General features: G+C 44.8%; 14 protein-coding genes. 4 read left to right on the top strand and 10 right to left on the bottom strand.

Annotation, left to right across the window (positions count from 1 at the left end):
* Positions 1–67 precede the first annotated feature (67 nt).
* Positions 68–1,825 carry a sodium:solute symporter family transporter gene (locus HW45_RS13925; protein WP_006070261.1) on the top strand — a complete coding sequence of 586 codons (1,758 nt, stop codon included), beginning with the start codon at positions 68–70 and terminating at the stop codon, positions 1,823–1,825.
* 432 nt (positions 1,826–2,257) lie between these two features.
* Here the strand turns inward: HW45_RS13925 and HW45_RS13920 are convergent, their stop codons facing one another.
* The 9 genes from HW45_RS13920 to HW45_RS13880 form a co-directional block, all read right to left on the bottom strand.
* Positions 2,258–4,258, bottom strand: a complete 2,001-nt coding sequence (locus tag HW45_RS13920; RefSeq protein ID WP_038227516.1) for a methyl-accepting chemotaxis protein — start codon at positions 4,256–4,258, stop codon at positions 2,258–2,260.
* A gap of 231 nt (positions 4,259–4,489) precedes the next feature.
* A complete protein-coding gene (gene choV, locus HW45_RS13915) occupies positions 4,490–5,677 on the bottom strand; it encodes a choline ABC transporter ATP-binding protein (protein WP_038227515.1) in 1,188 nt (395 codons plus the stop codon).
* Positions 5,678–5,679: 2 nt separating this feature from the next.
* On the bottom strand, positions 5,680–6,522 hold the full coding sequence (gene choW, locus HW45_RS13910; protein WP_006070265.1) for a choline ABC transporter permease subunit: 843 nt from the start codon (positions 6,520–6,522) through the stop codon (positions 5,680–5,682).
* Positions 6,523–6,572: 50 nt separating this feature from the next.
* Positions 6,573–7,511, bottom strand: coding sequence for a choline ABC transporter substrate-binding protein (locus HW45_RS13905; RefSeq protein WP_038227514.1), 939 nt, complete (start codon positions 7,509–7,511; stop codon positions 6,573–6,575).
* Positions 7,512–7,548: 37 nt separating this feature from the next.
* Positions 7,549–9,237 (bottom strand): choline dehydrogenase, encoded by a 1,689-nt coding sequence (gene betA, locus HW45_RS13900; protein WP_038227513.1) that lies wholly within the window; start codon positions 9,235–9,237, stop codon positions 7,549–7,551.
* 23 nt (positions 9,238–9,260) lie between these two features.
* Positions 9,261–10,721, bottom strand: a complete 1,461-nt coding sequence (betB, locus tag HW45_RS13895; protein ID WP_038227512.1) for a betaine-aldehyde dehydrogenase — start codon at positions 10,719–10,721, stop codon at positions 9,261–9,263.
* Positions 10,722–10,740: 19 nt separating this feature from the next.
* Positions 10,741–11,337 carry a transcriptional regulator BetI gene (gene betI, locus HW45_RS13890; protein ID WP_038227511.1) on the bottom strand — a complete coding sequence of 199 codons (597 nt, stop codon included), beginning with the start codon at positions 11,335–11,337 and terminating at the stop codon, positions 10,741–10,743.
* 434 nt (positions 11,338–11,771) lie between these two features.
* A complete protein-coding gene (locus HW45_RS13885; protein WP_038227510.1) occupies positions 11,772–12,092 on the bottom strand; it encodes a cupin domain-containing protein in 321 nt (106 codons plus the stop codon).
* A 22-nt stretch (positions 12,093–12,114) separates the two neighbouring features.
* A complete protein-coding gene (locus tag HW45_RS13880; protein WP_038227509.1) occupies positions 12,115–12,831 on the bottom strand; it encodes a FadR/GntR family transcriptional regulator in 717 nt (238 codons plus the stop codon).
* Positions 12,832–13,161: 330 nt separating this feature from the next.
* On the opposite strand from HW45_RS13880, the gene HW45_RS13875 reads away from it, so the two are divergent.
* The 3 genes from HW45_RS13875 to HW45_RS13865 all read left to right on the top strand — a co-directional run bounded on the left by HW45_RS13875 (position 13,162) and on the right by HW45_RS13865 (position 16,655).
* Positions 13,162–13,881, top strand: coding sequence for a FadR/GntR family transcriptional regulator (locus HW45_RS13875; protein WP_006070272.1), 720 nt, complete (start codon positions 13,162–13,164; stop codon positions 13,879–13,881).
* Between the two features lie 134 nt (positions 13,882–14,015).
* A complete protein-coding gene (locus HW45_RS13870; protein ID WP_038227508.1) occupies positions 14,016–15,923 on the top strand; it encodes a DUF294 nucleotidyltransferase-like domain-containing protein in 1,908 nt (635 codons plus the stop codon).
* A 27-nt stretch (positions 15,924–15,950) separates the two neighbouring features.
* Positions 15,951–16,655 (top strand): 3'-5' exonuclease, encoded by a 705-nt coding sequence (locus HW45_RS13865; RefSeq protein ID WP_200874578.1) that lies wholly within the window; start codon positions 15,951–15,953, stop codon positions 16,653–16,655.
* 61 nt (positions 16,656–16,716) lie between these two features.
* Here the strand turns inward: HW45_RS13865 and HW45_RS13860 are convergent, their stop codons facing one another.
* Complete coding sequence (locus HW45_RS13860; protein WP_038227507.1) at positions 16,717–17,403, bottom strand: oligogalacturonate-specific porin KdgM family protein; 687 nt, start codon at positions 17,401–17,403, stop codon at positions 16,717–16,719.
* Positions 17,404–17,630: the final 227 nt, after the last annotated feature.

The following is a 17,630-nucleotide window of genomic DNA, read 5'->3' as shown; positions in this document are numbered from 1 at the left end:
ATCTATTTCTAGCCGGGCATTGCCCGGCTTTTTGCGTTGACGATTTTAGCAATTTAAAAGGGGAACTATGGACACTCTTGATGGTGTGATTGTCATTGGCTATTTTGCTTTTGTGCTGTTCGCTGCGTTAGCTTTCAAGCGTTTTACTACTGACTCATCTGGCTTTATTCGTGGTGGTGGAGCGATGATGTGGTGGATGGCTGGCGCGACGGCCTTTATGACTCAGTTCTCCGCGTGGACATTTACTGGTGCTGCGGCAAAAGCTTATGAGGATGGCCTAACTGTGCTATTTATCTTCTGGGGCAACGCACTCGGTTTCTTTGTAGCGGCTTGGTATTTTGCCGAACGCTATCGAAAGCTACGCGTTGAAACGGCGATGGAAGTGATTAAGGTTCGTTTTGGTCGTAGTTCAGAGCAGGTCTACACTTGGATTTCTTTTCCTCTTACCATTTTATCTGGTGCAATATGGCTCAATGGCTTAGGGATCTTTGCTTCTGCGGTATTTAATATCGATTTAATGGTTACCATTATTGGTGTTGGTTGCTTGGTGACGTTTATTGCGGTGAGTGGCGGCTCATGGACGGTATCAGCGACGAATGTGATTCAACTGATTTTGCTGGTGGCTATTACGATGGCGGTTGGCGTTTACGCACTCATTGAAATTGGTGGTCCATCTGAACTAATTAATCAATACCCGACTGAAACGTATATGGGGCATGACATCAGTTATTGGCAGATCTTCTGGTTATGGGTCGTGGTTATGATGATGAAGCAAACCATGAACACCAATAACGCATTATCCTGTTACCGCTTTTTGGTGACAACCAATGAGAAAGAAGCGAAAAAAGCGGCTCTGGTTACGGGTATTCTTTTCATTGTTGGACCTGTTATGTGGTTCGTGCCGCCATGGGCAACAGCAGCAATGGGTGTTGACTTGATGGCGTATTATCCAACGTTAGGCACGAGTGCCAATAACGCTGCATATGTTTACTATATTGACCACTTCTTACCTGCTGGGATGTTAGGTTTGGTATTAGCTGCAATGATTGCTGCGACGATTTCTCCAATGACAACAGCATTGAACCGTAATGCAGGCATTTTCGTGCGTAATGTCTATCAATCCATTATTAAACCTCAAGCTAACGAAGTAGAGCAGCTTCGCGTGGGGCAAGTAGCCACATTAGTGAATGGTGTGCTTTGCGTTCTTGCTGCCTTGATGTTTGCGTCGATTAAAGAATACAGTTTCTTCGATATCATGATGTTATTTGGTGCGCTACTACAGACACCACTTTCTATTCCATCGCTGTTGGCGTTTGTGACGTTAAAAACACCAGACTGGTCTGGCTGGGCGACTATTGCTGTGGGACTCTGTGTGTCAGCATTTATGCAGTTCATATTCCAAGTGGATTGGTTGTTACCACTGTTCGATACAGCAAGCTTTAGCCATCGTGAAACAGTGGATCTGCAAGTCGCAGCGACCATGTTAGCTCACCTCTTTATTACCGGCGGGTTCTTCATGATGACACGTTATTTTTATCAAAAGCCGATTGGTGCGAGATTAGGTGAGTTGAATACGCTGAAAAAGAATTTACTCACGCCGATTAGTAAAGAAGAAGAGGCACCTGTAGATTTTCGTCAAGGCGCTTATCTAGGAAGAATGTGTCAAGTGCTAGGATTGCTGGTGGTGCTTATTTCAATGACGACTGACTCGTTACGTGATGGCAGTATTTTTGTTGTCATTGGTGCTCTTATAGTGTTGGCTGGTACTCATTTATATCGAACCAGACATAATGACGACAAGTTAGAAGATGCGACTTCACATTAAAATTACCGTATTAACAATACATTAGTTGAATTTTCACTCTAGGATAGAATTTAAGTGAGTTTTATTTATCAGAGTGGCTAGTGTCGGTAAAGATCTATCATCTTGAGGGGCTGAAATAGTTGCTTCACTATTGAGATCCTTTTCCTCATACAGTTTTGGCATTATGGAAATATTTCAGCAGCAACACGAAGCGATTGCTTTCATTGGATTAGCGTTAGCTTTTGTTTGTGGATTTTCAGCAGTGTTTTGGCAAGCTCATCAATAAGGCAAATACATGTTCGATGTCCCGACTCTAGAAGCGCTAGCATTGGTATTGGTTGTCTTTATCTGCGGTTTTGTTTACCGCTCGAAAATTGAAGACTAATACGCATTGTCACGACGATCCAAAAGGCCCTAGTCATCACTGACTAGGGCCTTTGCTTTTATACTTGATTAGGTGTTTAGCTTAAATAGAGAAACTTCCGACACTAACTCTTCCATTCTTTGTTTCACAATGTGCATTTCTTTGTTCATTTTCTGAATATTACTATCGGTTTCCTCCACCATAGAGAGCAGGTTATCGATATCTGATTCAACCGATTGTGTGGTTTGTGCTTGTTCTTCAGTCGCTGTCGCGATACTGCTGTTGTAGTCTGTGATCTTCTTGGTGGTGCCAATAAGTGTTTCGATCATGGCATTGGTTTCCGATACCATAGATTGTGCCGAATAACTGGCATCACGACTTTGCTGCATGTTCTCAAATGAGGTTTTCGCGTTACTAGAGATATCATCCAGAAGGTTGCGGATGACTTCAGTTGATTCTTTGCTGCGCTGAGCAAGTGAACGAACCTCGTCTGCTACCACGGCAAACCCACGCCCTTGCTCACCCGCTCGTGCTGCCTCAATAGCGGCATTCAGCGCCAGCAAATTGGTCTGCTCAGAGATGGCATTAATGTTGTCGAGAATCTCAGACACGTTCGCCATCTTCACTTCCAACTGTTCTAGACACGTGTAAGTGTCGTCAACACTCGAAATTAACTTGGTCGTGGTCGAGAGTGAATGTTCCCCATGGCTTTGACACTGCATTGCATCATTCTGAGCGCTATCAGCGCTTTGTTGGGCTTCTACGGTAATGCCCGCCATTTCTTGACTGGTTTGGGCCATTTCTGTCATAGCCGTTGCGATATTGTCACAACGCAGATGAGTTTGCTGACTCACGGTTTGAGTCGAGGCGACCAACCTACTCATTTCTGCCATTTCTTGCTCAGTTTTTTGTGCGACGTCGAGAGAGGTTTGTAATGCCGACGCAAAGCTGCTCGTTAGCTGATTAAAGTGGTGCGCGATGTTGCCAAGCTCATCTTTTTGCTCGCAAGGCAGTTTTAGGCTCAAATCCTTGCTGCGTGCAATGGTGTCGATTTGTTCGACAAAACGACTAACACGACGATGCAGGCGATTGGTTGACATGAATGCGATGATGGAGAGAGGTAGCACCACAAATAATGTTAAAGCGATATACGCATAGACTAGTTGCTGTGCTTGTTGCTGGTTTTGTAACGCCAGTGCTGTCATATCGTTGGCAATGGAATCGGCCATAGACTTAATTTGTCCGATACGCTTAGTAGCAAGTTCAAACCAAAGAGAAGCACTTGGTCCTTGCAAGTTGTCCAGCGTTGTTTTCTGTGACAGGTAATCTTGTTGAATGGCATTCACGTCACGCCAGTTTGAACTGTTAGTCATTGCGGATAGCTGATGAGCTTGCTCGGCGGAAAACAGAAGCGTTGCTTGACGAAGGGCATAGGCTTCGGTTGCGATATAACTGGTGATGTTGGCGTATGCATCCAGTGTTGAACGTTGTCCGGCAAATGCACCATTGAGAGCGCCACGAGCTTTACCGGCTTCCTCTTTCATAGCTAGTAAGGCGTGTAGACCACGTAACTGCTGTTCAAGTTTTGGTGCGTCAACCTGAGTTAAAATTACCGATAGATTATCAAGCGCCATGCGGTTGATATTGGAGTAAAACGCAAAGGGTGAATCCTTGATATTCAGAGTATCAACTTGCTGGCGAATGCTATTGCGTTGTTCCAACTGTTGCCGAACATCCTGGCTTAAACGGTCTATCAGTTGTTTGTCCAACACTTGTGGTGCAAAGGCCAATAGACTTTGATACGCCTGATCGGCTTTCACCCTTTGCTGTTTAAGTGCTGTGACTTGCGGCCCTTGTCCTTTGGATGCTACCACACCTGCCGTCAATCCTCGTTCAACAGCAAATTGATGAGCAATGTTATCGAACAGATGGAACAGCTCGACCGCTTCTTGTGATGCTTGAGCATGGTCGGCACGTTCTTGGGCTTTGAAGATCTGGGTAGCGATGAGTCCCATCAAAAGTGTTGTTGGAATTAGAAAAACCAAGAGAATGGTGTTTTTAATATTAAGTAACTTAAGAAGGTTAGGCATTGTATAAACCGTGTATAAAAAACTGGATGCGTAACCTAAAGATTTTACAGAGTTCAATACACGTATTACACGTCAGGGTATTAGAACTTTGATACGATACGAGAAGCGTCAATGGTTTGATGAGTGTCAATTTTTTGGCTACCACTTTGTGATTATAAAACAAAGTGATAGCCAATAAAATTGAGAGATTCTTCCAAGCTTCAACAAGGAGGAGATCATTTCTTGGCCATGTTAGGCTGCCTGGTGAGTACTAAAGTTACCTAACAATGCGTCATAAAATTCGCTGTCATCGAGAATGCCAACGACTCTACCAGACTCAACCAACAAAATCGGTAACCCACTACGCTGCTTAAGTTCTATTGCCTCTCTCATACCGATGTCTGGACTGGCGACCACGACGGTACTTTGATCAATATGGGTCAGATCACCTCGATTTGCATCCCAATGGACGAGCTTTAGTTCCTCGTCTTTAACGATGCTGAGTTTGCCATTCGCTTGATTGACCCAAACCGATTGATCGGAACAGATCTGCAAACGATCATGTTCTTGCTTTAACTCACTTGCTGGTTGCATTAATGAGCGGCCTTTAAGTACGTTAAGCGGGTTAGTGTGAGCAACAAAGTCACGGACGTAGTCGTTTTCTGGTGTGAGGATAATTTCTTCTGGCTTCGCATGTTGAATTAGTTTGCCAGATTCCATAATGGCAATATTGTTGCCTATTTTTAGAGCCTCATCCAAATCGTGACTGACGAATAGAATCGTCTTATTGAGTTTCTCTTGGAGAAGAATCAGCTCATCTTGAAGCTGGGTTCGAATCAATGGATCTAGGGCAGAAAAGGGTTCGTCCATCAATAAGATGTCAGTATCCATGGCAAATGCACGAGCGAGTCCAACACGCTGCTGCATACCACCTGATAGCTCATGCGGGTACTTATCTTCCCACTCAGAGAGACCAACAAGCTCTAGCTGCTCGCGTGCTTTGTTTCGCCTTGTCGACTTCGACATGCCTTGTAGTTCAAGTCCAAAAGCTACATTGTCCAACACGGTTAGCCAAGGCATCAAAGCAAATTTCTGAAAGACCATAGAAACACGATGAGTACGTAGGTGACGTAACGTTTCGTCATCACAAGTGGCTAAATCAACATAATCGTCACCATTTTTCAGCGCTAATGAGCCTCGGGAGATGGTGTTTAAGCCGTTGACTGCACGGAGTAAGCTGGACTTACCTGAGCCTGAAAGTCCCATCAGGACGCAAATCTCACCTTCTTTTACGCTCATCGACACATTGTCGACCCCGACGACTTGCGAGGTTTGGTCGATGATTTCTTGACGAGTCTTGCCTTGGTCAAGTTGCTCAAGCGCTAATTGCGGTTTATCACCGAAGACAACGTCTAGGTTTTTAATCGTAATGGCATCCATGACTAGGCTTCCTTTTGATTCGGCGATTTACAGAGTCGGTCTAGGATAATAGCAACTAGGACAATCGCTAATCCGGCTTCAAATCCTTGAGAAATATTGACCGTATTTAGGGCTCGAACGACGGGTTTACCCAGTCCATCCGCACCGACGAGAGCGGCGATGACCACCATGGATAAAGACAGCATGATGCATTGGGTCACGCCAGCCATGATGCTGGGCATGGCCGCTGGCAGTTCTACTTTAAACAACAGCTTCATTCGTGTGGCACCAAATGCCTTGCCTGCTTCCACCAACTCTTCCGGTACTTTGGTGATGCCAAGGTAAGTTAGTCTAATTGGCGCGGCGATGGCGAAAATAATGGTGGAGATCAATCCAGGAACAATACCCAGCCCAAACAGAACCAAAGTTGGAATCAGATAGACGAAAGTGGGGACGGTTTGCATTAAGTCGAGAATGGGGCGCAGCAACGTATACAGCCAAGGGCGGTGTGCTGCCATGATGCCAAGAGGTACGCCAATTAATACAGAAATCGTTGTCGCGGCAAACACCAAAACAAAGGTTTCTAGCATTTCTTGCCAGTAGCCAAGGTTCAAAATCGTCAGCAAAGCACCAATGACAAATAGTACCAAAGGGATACTACGGTGCAGATACCAAGCAATGGCTGCGGTCATAATGATCGGCATTGCAGGTGGCATCCATTTAAACACATCAACGACGAACAAAATGATGGTTTCAAGGAAGATAGAAATTGCGTCGAACAGGCCTGCGGCATTGAATGTCAGCCAGTCGACACCTGCTTCCATCCATTGACCCAGAGGGATTTTGTTGTCAGTAATAAAATTCACAATACAACCTTAGTGTTTTCGAGTGGACAGTTATGCCCACTCATTTTGAATTACGCTTTTGAGTCGATGTAGCTTTGTACTGCTGCGTTTGCGTCTTCACCCGATAGAGTTGTTACGCCAGATAGCCAAGCTTCTACTTGCTTTGGATTTGCCTTCATCCATTGTTGTGCCGCTTTTGACGGTTGTACATTTTGATTTAAGATGGCTTCCATCAATTGGTTTTCCATCTCAAGGCTGAACTCTAGATTTTTCAGCAGTTGACCCACGTTTTGGCATTCAGATAGATAGTTGGCACGCACGTTGGTGTAAACGTTGGCACCGCCGTAGTTAGGACCGAAGTAATCGTCACCGCCAGAGAGATACTCCATTTCGATATTGCTGTTCATTGGGTGTGGTGCCCAACCCAAATACACAATCCATTGGTTGCGGCGTGCAGCGCGAGAAACTTGAGATACCATGCCCGCTTCACTAGATTCGACTAAGTTAAAGTCCTTGAGGCCGAAAGCGTCACTGTCGATCATGGATTGAATAAGGCGGTTACCATCGTTGCCTGGTTCAATGCCGTAGATACGATCGCGGAATTTGTCGGCATGTTTGGCTAGATCAGCAAAGCTTTTTACGCCAGCGTCATAGACATATTTAGGCACGGCTAGGGTGTACTTAGCACCTTCTAGATTGGCACGAACGGTTTCTACGGTGTTGGCTTCACGATATTTAGCGATATCTCCCTCCATCGTAGGCATCCAGTTGCCAAGGAATATATCGATATCACCGTTCGCCATTGAAGAGTAAGTGACAGGTACTGACAGAAGATCGGTTTTGGTTTTATAACCCATACCTTTTAGTAGTTCCGTAGTGACCGCAGTGGTTGCAGTGATGTCTGTCCAACCAACATCGGCAAAACGTACCGTTTCACATTGGTTGGCATAGGCGTTCATCGCCAGACTACTAAGAGCGAGTGCTGAGAGTGTTTTTGTCATCGTTGACATGCTATTTCCTTTTTATTTTTGGCTGACTTTGGTGGACTTAGTCCAGCTCTCTCAATGGAGAGCCTATTCGTTGTGTTTGTTCCCAGTTCGGGGCGAGCCAAACAGGTTGTTTGTCTTGTTGAAGAGGCTTGCCCAAGATGATGTCGGCAGCGCGCTCGGCAACCATGATGGTTGGACCGTTAAGATTGCCGTTTGGAATCGTTGGGAAAATGGAAGAATCGACCACGCGTAGTGCTTTGATACCGCGAACGCGGCACTGCTCGTCGAGTACAGCTAGTGGGTCATCATCGGCTCCCATTTTGCAGCTGCAAGAAGGGTGATATGCGCTTTCTACGTTCTGCTTTACCCACTCATCGATAGCGTCGTCGCTTTGAATATGGAGCCCAGGTTGAATCTCATCACCGCGGTAGGCATCCATTGCGGGTTGATTTAGAATCTCACGAGTCAGGCGAATGCAGTCTCGCCAATCTTGGCGATCTTGCTCGGTCGAGATGTAATTGAACTCAATTAATGGCTTGTCATGCGGATTTGCCGAACGAATCTCTACGGTGCCACGGCTCTCGGGTTTATTAGGCCCCACATGCACTTGGAAACCATGCCCATCAAACGCCGCTTGCCCGTCATAGCGCATGGCAGCTGGAAGAAAATGGTATTGAATGTTGGGCCACTTCAGTCCTTTACGAGAACGAATAAACGCGCAAGATTCAAAGTGGTTGGTCGCACCTAAGCCTTTGCGAGTAAGAATCCATTCTGCGCCAATAAGCCCTTTGCTCACCAAACCGAGTTTGCTGTTTAGCGTGATTGGTTGAGAGCAGTGGTATTGGAAATACACTTCAAGGTGGTCTTGAAGATTAGCACCTACACCAGCGAGGTCATGTTCTACCGTCACGCCTGCGCGCTCCAACACCTTCTTAGGACCGATTCCGGAAAGCTGCAAGAGTTGCACTGAACCGATAGAACCAGCACTAGAAATGACCTCTTTGTTTACTTTGGCATCGACGACAATACCAGACTTTTCATACTGGACGCCGACAGCTTGCTTTGCTTCCAATAAGACTTTATGAACCACGACACCTTTAATCAGCGTGAGGTTAGGGCGCTTGAGGGCACGTTTTAGATAGGCATTGGATGTAGAAGCTCGGACCCCACCATCAACGGTCATATGCATCGGACCAAAGCCTTCTTGCTGATAACCGTTATAGTCTTGAGTTTCAGGGTAACCGGCTTCTTTGCCTGCATCGATGAAGGCTTGATAGAGTGGGTTACGAGTCATGTTATTGCCATTGCAAGTGCCAACTGGGCCGTCCCCACCACGATACTCATCGCTGCCACCATCCCAAGACTCAGCGCGGCGGAAATAGGGTAAACAAGACTGGTAGTTCCAACCTTTTGCACCTTGCTGTTCCCATTGGTCGAAATCACAAGCATGCCCGCGAACATACACCATTCCGTTAATGGATGAGCTACCGCCAAGCACTTTACCGCGAGGACAATGTAGCTTGCGTCCATTTAGACCCGCCTCTTCAGTGGTTTCAAATTGCCAAGCGTATTTTTCGGTGTTCATTGGGTAAGAGAGGGCTGTTGGCATCTGAATAAAAATACTTTTATCGCTGCCACCTGCTTCTAACAGTAATACAGAGTGCTCACCGCTTTCCGTTAGTCGGTCTGCCAAAACACAGCCAGCCGATCCCGCGCCGACGATAATATAATCGTAGCGTTGTTCCATAATCTGTCTCCGTAAACTCATCGTTAGGCGTAAGGGCTGACGTATTCGCCAAGCTCGATTAAAACACTCTTAGTTTGGGTGTAATGCCTTAAGGTCTCAGGTCCATTTTCACGGCCAATACCAGAATGCTTATATCCGCCTACGGGCATTTCTGCTGGAGAATCACCCCATGTGTTCACCCAGCAAATACCAGCTTGCACTTGATGAATAACGCGATGTGCTCGTGCTAAATCTTGAGTGAAAAGTCCGGCGGCCAATCCATAATCGGTGTCGTTAGCGCGTGCAATAACATCTTGTTCGTCATTGAAAGTAAGTACTGACATTACAGGTCCGAAGATCTCCTGCTGTACATGCGGCATGTTGTCGTCACAATCGACGAAGACAGTTGGCACGACGAAGTTACCTTTGTCTAACCCATTTTCAGTCACCTGATAACCGCCAGTCAGTAGGGTTGCGCCACTTTTCTTAGCACTTTCAATGGCGTCTAAAACTTTAGATAAGTGTGTTTTTGAAATGAGGGCACCAACTTGAGTTTTGCTGTCCATCGGGTCGCCAACGATCAGTTTTTCAGTGCGGGATTTCAGCTGCTCAATAAAGGCTGAGTATATAGATTGATGTACAAAGACGCGGGTGCCGTTAGTGCAGACCTCGCCTTGGGTATAGAAATTCGCGACCATAGCGGCAGATACTGCGTCATCCAGTTTAGCGTCTTCAAAGATGATCATTGGAGACTTACCGCCAAGCTCCATGGTGACGTGTTTAAGGGTTCGAGCACTATCAGCCATGACTTTCTTTCCTGTACCTGATTCACCGGTAAAGGAAACTTTGGCAATATCAGGATGTGCTGTCAGCATCTGACCAACCCGATGATCACCCTGAATCACATTGAACACACCATCTGGTACTCCCGCTTCACTATAGACTTCCGCAAGCTTTAGTGCGCTTAGAGGCGTTTCTTCCGAAGGCTTGAAAATCATGGCATTACCCGCAGCAAGTGCCGGTGCAGACTTCCACATAGCAATTTGAATCGGGTAGTTCCAGGCGCCAATTCCCGCGCAGATGCCTAAAGGTTCACGTCTGGTGTAGAAAAACTGATTCTCGCTAAGTGGTTGTTGCTCACCTTGCAATGCTGGAGCGAGACCAGCGTAGTATTCAATGACATCGGCACCAGTGGCAATATCCACTTCAAGGGCTTCTTGTAGTGGTTTTCCGGTGTCAGTAACTTCGAGAGCAGCGAGTTCAGAATTGCGTTCGCGCAGCAATGCCACTGCCTTGAGAAGAATTCGACTGCGTTCAATGGGGCTCATCGCAGACCAAATGGCGAAGCCTTGTTTAGCAGATTCAATAGCAAACGCTAAGTCCTCAGAATTTGCTTGGACGATTTCAGCTAAGGGCTCACCGTTAGCAGGATTATAGGTAGTAAAGTATTCGTCGGATGAGCCTTGTTGAAGTTGTCCGTCGATGTAGAGTGTTTTCATATCCATTTGAAAGTCTGACTTATGATTATTTTAATGAGTAGAAAGTGAGTTGCTTATCTAGATAATCGTTGATGATGAAACGGGCTTTTTCAGCGTCAATACCTTCTGGGGTCAAGGTGCCTCTTAGCCAAATTCCATCGATAAGCGCAGCGATACCGTTAGCAACGACATCGGCTTGTTCCGGTGTGAGCAAAGTGTTGAGTTCAATCTTAAGGTGCGATAACAGGCGTTTTTCATTGACACGTTGTAGGCGCTTCAACTGGACGTCGTGCATTGAATAAGACCAAAACGCTAACCAAGTTTTCGCCACTTTATTTTCTGCCTGAAATCCTACGAAATTGGCGTCAATAATGGCATTGATACGTTTGACATGTTCTGTTTTGGGGATTCGACTCAGGTGAGATGTCACGGTTCTAGAAAGCTGCCTTAGGATCTCTCGCATGGTCTCTTCGAGAAGGCCGTGCTTACCACCAAAATAGTGATTGATGATACCTGTAGAGACGCCGGCTTCCTTGGCAATTAAAGAGATACTCGCGGCGTGCAAGCCCACACGATCTATAACAGACATGGCTGCTTGAACTAGCTGTGGTTTCCTGACTAATGGCATGCCAACCTTCGGCATTTGAACTCCCTTTTATTTTTAATTGAACGTTCAGTTAAATATAAAATGCCTGAAAAAAGATTTGAGTTCAAATTAAATCTCTCTTTTTTCGTAACCAGTAAGTAAACATTTTTTAACACAACCAAAGAGTGGGTTTATCATTCGACACCAAAGAAACAGGTCAATAAAAGTGCTAAACCAGTCTGTATAGTTGATTTGTTGGTGTCTAATTTATTGATTTAAAATGATTGCTTTGGCTTTTAATTTGTCTGGGAGTGAAAGGTTTGGAATTTCGGTTCAGCGGAAAAACCATATTGAGTAGGCTGACTTGGCTCAATAAATATTTAGAGTACGAACTATTAAGAAATAACAACGCAAGAGAGTCACTAAGAAGGGGCATTTGGAGAAGCGCAATGGGCAGTTAAGAGAGTCTCTACTGCCCATTGCGTTAGCGTTTAAATGAAGTCTTTACGCATTGGGGTAAAGTTATCAATTAAGATACCGGCTTTTAAGCACTTACAGCCGTGCATAATGTTTGGCACTTTATAAACAGTATCTCCCGCTTTGACGATTTTTGTCTCTTCACCTACTGTGAATTCAAATTCACCAGAGACAACATAGGTAATTTGCTCGTGAGGGTGGTTGTGCATTGGTGCAACCGTTCCATCTTCGAAGTGTACTTCGACGGTCATCATGTTTTCACAATGCGCCAACACTTTGCGGCCTAGGCCGCCACCTTGATCTTCTAATGCTACATCTTTGTTGTATACGAACATTGCTGTTTCCTCTAAATCAGGTTTAAACTGCCTCTAATAGGGCAAGTCTTTGGTTGTGATCATCTAATAATTGGCGTGATGCGACTTTTGCAGAGTCTGCATCGCCAGTCATAATTGCGTCGTAAATATCCCCATGCTCTTCAATACAGAATCGCCCGCCCACGGCAGCTTCATCGATAAAAGTCTTAAAAAGCGATTCAAGAATATTGGCAAAAGGGACGTAAAACGGATTAGCTGTCGCTAAGAATATCGTTTTGTGAAAGGCATGATCGTTATGTGTCCACGCTGTGTAGTCGTGATTAAACGCGGCCTGTTTCATGTTTTGAAAACAGACAGACAGTGCCTTGCGATGCTCGATAGAGGCATTTCTCGCTGCCATGGAGCAGGCTTCTGGTTCAATCGCTTTTCGAAGTCCCAAAAATTGGGTGAGGAAGCGTTGGACATTATCAGTGTCTTTTACCCAGTCAAGAAATTGAGGGTCGAGAAAGTGCCAATGGTGACGAGCTGTCACATTGGTCCCGACTTTAGGTTTTGACTCGATTAAGCCTTTGGCAGAAAGCAGTTTAGTGGACTCACGAAGTGCAGTACGGCTGATGCCAAACTTCTCGCAAAGTTCTAACTCGCTCGGCAACTTCTCACCTTCTTCTAATTCACAGGTAAGGATTTTGCTGGCGATTTCTTTTGCCACTTGAACGTGAATTCTTCTGCTAGAGTCTGCCACGGTATGGAACGTAGCCATAGTTCTGACCTTGTTGGTTGTTAGGTTCACACGTCAACTAAGTTCACGTGTGTTTGTGTAATAACTATATAATCATACAATATCACTTAATGGCGTCAATGGACAAAATAGTAAAAAAACAATTCTAGGTCGCAAACTGAGCATGAGACTCGGATTATGTGATGGGCAACACGTAAATTAGCCGGTTATTGGGTAATAGGGTGGTTAATTGGGGCAAAACGTAAGACATTTACACTGAATAAATGCGATGTATCACATCTATTCTGGAAAGTTTAGTGATAGAATAGCTGCTAAAATAATACATAAACACTTTAAGTAAGCGATAAAGATATGTCAGGTAAGTTTAATTCTATTACGGGTTCAAAGCGCAGTATCCACGTCCAGGTCGCTCGTGAAATTGCTCGAGGTATTCTCTCTGGTGATTTGCCGGAAGGTTCAATTATTCCAGGCGAAATGGCGTTGTGTGAACAATTTGGTATCAGCCGTACTGCACTTCGTGAAGCAGTTAAGCTATTGACGTCAAAAGGCTTGCTTGAATCTAGACCTAAAATTGGTACACGTGTTGTTGATCGCGCGTACTGGAACTTTCTCGATCCACAGTTGATCGAGTGGATGGATGGTCTTAACGATGTAGAACAGTTCTGCGGTCAGTTTCTTGGACTGCGCCGTGCAATTGAACCAGAAGCATGTGCGTTAGCGGCCAAGTTCGCGTCTGCAGAGCAACGAATCGAGTTGTCTGCGACCTTCCAAGAAATGGTCGAAGTGTCTAAAGAAGAAAACTTTGAGCAGTCTAAATGGTTAGATGTTGATACTCGTTTCCACAGTTTGATTTTTAATGCGACGGGCAATGACTTTTATCTCCCGTTTGGCAATATTCTTACCACTATGTTCGTTAACTTTATCCAGTTCTCTTCAGACGGCGGCTCGACGTGTATCAACGAACACCGAGCTATTTACGAAGCGATCATGGCAGGGGATAGTGACAAAGCTCGTGAGGCGTCAGCAAACCATCTACGCGAAGAAAACCACAGGCTTCCTGTAGCAAGTTAACACCAAGAGATGAGCGCGCTTGTTAACAATTTGAAGAAAAAGGCAGCATATAAGCTGCCTTTTTTGTATCCAAAGTGCACCATTGTGAAATTTCTATTGATATAATAATACAAAATGTCAGTTGGAGACTTTACATGCCTCACGCGCTTCTACCCAATATCACGCAATTTCTATGTAGCGTTGATCCGTTCGATAAACTTCCCAAAGAGCTGGTTCGTAAGGTCGCTGCAGAAATAAAAATCACCTATTTGGGTAAGGGTGAGGTGATTGACCCATGTAACGGGCAATCTGGGCTTAGTGGAGAAGGGGAGAGTTTGCCGAAAAGCCAACAGAAGTTTCTATATGTCATTCGAACTGGCTCTATGGAGCAACGCAAACCCGATGGCGTTCTTCGCGCAAGACTGGGAAGTGAAGATTTGTTTGGCTTTACTTTTCTCGATGATCAAGTTTCTAAAGAGGCGGGTTATCAAGCGGTTGCCATCGAAAATACGCTTCTATATTTAATCCCTCATTCTACGCTTGAAACCATCTTTAAACGTAACCCAGAGTACGCGGAACACTTTGCTTCTCAAGCGCAAGTTCGCCTTAAATCTGCACTAGATGTTGTTTGGTCCAATAAAGAAAAAGGTCTGTTTATTAAAAAGGTGTCTGACGTGGCGAGTGGAGTCATTGCGATTGTTGATGCCTCTATGTCGATTAAAGATGTCGCACACGAAATGCGAGTTGTTAAACGATCTTCAACCGCGGTGGTGTGTGACAACGGCAAGTTAGTTGGCTTGATGACGGATCGTGATATGACCAAACGAGTCATCGCAGAAGGCCATGATAACAGTGCTCAGATTAGGGATGTGATGACGCCTAATCCACTAACAGTTAGCCCAAACGATCTGGTTTTGCATGCCGCATCATTGATGATGCAACATAATGTTCGGGGGTTACCCGTTGTTTCCGAGGGTAAAGTGGTGGGCTTGCTGACCACTTCGCACTTGGTGCAGAATCATCGCATGCAAGCGATATTTCTTATCGAAAAAATCAAATACGCTACCAGTGTTCGTAACATGGCGAGTTTCACCACGGAACGTCAGGCCATATTTGAAGCTCTAGTAGAAGGAAATGTCGCACCTGAGACCATAGGTCGGGTAATGTCGATGATTATGGATGCGTACAATCGTCGAATTATTCAGATTGCGATTGATAAACTGGGGGAGCCACCATGTCAGTTTTCGTGGATAGTTGCAGGCTCTCACGCTCGAAATGAAGTTCACATGCTTTCGGATCAAGACAATGCAATCATTCTTAGTGATGAGGCGACCGAGAATGACAAAGTCTACTTCCGGCACTTATCACAGTATGTCTCAAATGGGCTTGCTGCTTGCGGATATCCCTTGTGTCCAGGTAAATATATGGCAGCTACGCCCAAATGGTGTCAGCCATTGTCGACATGGAAACACTATTATAAAAAATGGGTATCGAACCCTGAGTACGAAAGACTTTTGAATATCAGCGTGTTCTTGGAAATTCGCTGTGTTTATGGTGAAGCGAGCTATGCCGATATATTACGCGATGAACTTCACTCTAACATTCGTAGCAACCGTGAGTTTTTAGGGATCTTGACTCGAGATGCTATTAATACGTCACCCCCTCTTGGTGTTTTTAACAGCCTCGTGCTGGAAAAAACAGGCGAGAACAAGAAAACTCTGAATATAAAAAAATACGCGATAAACCTCGTTATTGATTTAGCGCGTATTTACGGTCTTGCCGTAGAATGCGACTCGTCGAATACCGACGAACGATTCACTCAAGCCAATGAGCAAGGCATGTTAAGTGATGACTCATATAAAAACATTATCAATGCTTATCATTACATTCTTATGTTTAGACAGCATCATCAGCTACAAGCGCTAAAACGAGGTGAGCAGCCGGATAATCACATCAATCCCGATTCATTTGGCAGTTTTGAACGTGGCAACTTGAAAGATGCATTTAGAATCATTTCTACGTTGCAAGAAGCGGTTAAACTCCGGTTTGGTGGGAGGTTGTAACTAGTGGCTGGTGTTTTGAAAAGCGTGATGAATCAATTTCACGTTTATAACCATTATCTCAAGCAAAGGCAGCGATATCTCGCCAATCAAAAGATACCCAATGAGTTGAGAAATTTGTTAAGTGAGCAACCGCCGAGAATGGAGGTATTAGCAACAGACGTCGAGTACCTAGTGTTGGATTTTGAAACGACTGGGTTAGATGCCAATTCCGACACCATTCTTAGTTTAGGTTGGGTAGATATTGCCAACTTTACGGTCAATGTTGCTAGTGCAAAACAGCTGTTTATTGAGTCGCCAAATGAGGTTAAGGCGGAAACCGCGGTCATAAACCATATTATGCCTGAAATGTTGCAAGATGGAATTTCATTAGATTCTGCGATGACACAGTTATTTCAAGCAGCAAAAAACAAAATACTGATTGCACACGGTTCGATGATTGAAGCGGCATTTGTTGATGAATATTTAACTCAGAAGTATGGAGTGTCAGATCTGCCAGTGATGTGGCTGGATACACTAGCTATTGAAAAGTCGATGGCGTTAGCGGTGAATAAAGATGTTGAGATCGATGTTCGTCTGTCTGAGACTAGGAAGCGATACGGACTACCTGAGTATAATGGACATGAGGCCTTAATTGATGCCATTGCAACTGCAGAGTTATTTTTGGCTCAGTCGACTCGACTTTTCAACAAACAGCACCCTTGTATTGGAAAATTGTACCGACTGAGCCAATAAGGGGGTAAAAAAAGAGGTGCCTATCAAGACACCTCTTTTTTACTGATTCTTGAATTACGTCTTAGAAACTGTATGTGACACCCAGTCGGCTACGTAGTTCGCGGCGATCTGTGACAGAATCGACGTTCACATCACCAAACTCAACGTACGGTGCCCATTGGCCGAAGCTACGACGTGCTGTGGCGTTTAGCTCGTAGTTTGTGTCTTTGCCGTTGTACAAGATATAACCATCTGTTGCTGATTTATAATAGTTACCTTCAAGTCCAAAGCGCCACTCGTTTACTGAATAATTGATGTTAGCCGTTAGACGATGACGGCGTTCATTTTGTGCGTCTTCACCGTTGTTTTGACGAATGTCATAACGATAACGACCACTTAAGCTGAGTCCTTCAACACTATCCAGTGCGTAAGTCACGCGAAGCTGTGGTTTGTAAGTCATACCCGCCGAACGAGCTTCGATAGGCATACCTGGTTGGATAGTCCAGTTGTCGTTAATCTTAAAACGATAACCTAAATCCAGCTCCCAACCATTATTTTGCAAGTCTTTAAGAAACGCGCCATCTTCTCCTTTGAACTTTAACTCACCGCTATAGTAGAAGTTACCGATGCTGTCTCCCATTTTGATGCGCGTCGCATGTTGCTCCGTTGTGTGCTTGTACTCAGTACGTATATCTAAAGAAGCTGCGCTTACCGCTGCTGTCGCGAACACAGAAACTAATGCCACTGTTACTTTGTTTAAAGTGCTCATCTTATTAAACCCTTAAGATTTTTAGTTTGTGGTAATGTATAACAAATATGATAAGAGGTTTTCTATGTTTTTAATGTGATACGGATCGGGATTGGCCGTCCTTTGGCAATGCCTTTCATACGGCTTACTGCAGGAAAATGACTTATATTATTGATATATAAGTTTTTATCTGTTGTTGTGTAGTTGTGCCTCTATCGAATTTAACAATAAGATATGTGATGTAGGTC

This window comes from Vibrio sp. ER1A (genome assembly GCF_000733315.1).
Lineage (GTDB): Bacteria > Pseudomonadota > Gammaproteobacteria > Enterobacterales > Vibrionaceae > Vibrio > Vibrio mediterranei.
Note: the sequence above shows the minus strand (reverse complement) of the source record. Positions and strands in the feature narration are given on the sequence as shown.

What these genes read in the sequence shown, in the direction of transcription:
- HW45_RS13925 (WP_006070261.1), top strand. Translation starts at nt 68, where the DNA reads ATGGACACTCTTGATGGTGTGATTGTCATTGGCTATTTTGCTTTTGTG.
- HW45_RS13920 (WP_038227516.1), bottom strand. Translation starts at nt 4,258, where the DNA reads ATGCCTAACCTTCTTAAGTTACTTAATATTAAAAACACCATTCTCTTG.
- choV (WP_038227515.1), bottom strand. Translation starts at nt 5,677, where the DNA reads ATGGATGCCATTACGATTAAAAACCTAGACGTTGTCTTCGGTGATAAA.
- HW45_RS13905 (WP_038227514.1), bottom strand. Translation starts at nt 7,511, where the DNA reads ATGTCAACGATGACAAAAACACTCTCAGCACTCGCTCTTAGTAGTCTG.
- betA (WP_038227513.1), bottom strand. Translation starts at nt 9,237, where the DNA reads ATGGAACAACGCTACGATTATATTATCGTCGGCGCGGGATCGGCTGGC.
- betB (WP_038227512.1), bottom strand. Translation starts at nt 10,721, where the DNA reads ATGGATATGAAAACACTCTACATCGACGGACAACTTCAACAAGGCTCA.
- betI (WP_038227511.1), bottom strand. Translation starts at nt 11,337, where the DNA reads ATGCCGAAGGTTGGCATGCCATTAGTCAGGAAACCACAGCTAGTTCAA.
- HW45_RS13885 (WP_038227510.1), bottom strand. Translation starts at nt 12,092, where the DNA reads ATGTTCGTATACAACAAAGATGTAGCATTAGAAGATCAAGGTGGCGGC.
- HW45_RS13880 (WP_038227509.1), bottom strand. Translation starts at nt 12,831, where the DNA reads ATGGCTACGTTCCATACCGTGGCAGACTCTAGCAGAAGAATTCACGTT.
- HW45_RS13875 (WP_006070272.1), top strand. Translation starts at nt 13,162, where the DNA reads ATGTCAGGTAAGTTTAATTCTATTACGGGTTCAAAGCGCAGTATCCAC.
- HW45_RS13870 (WP_038227508.1), top strand. Translation starts at nt 14,016, where the DNA reads ATGCCTCACGCGCTTCTACCCAATATCACGCAATTTCTATGTAGCGTT.
- HW45_RS13865 (WP_200874578.1), top strand. Translation starts at nt 15,951, where the DNA reads ATGAATCAATTTCACGTTTATAACCATTATCTCAAGCAAAGGCAGCGA.
- HW45_RS13860 (WP_038227507.1), bottom strand. Translation starts at nt 17,403, where the DNA reads ATGAGCACTTTAAACAAAGTAACAGTGGCATTAGTTTCTGTGTTCGCG.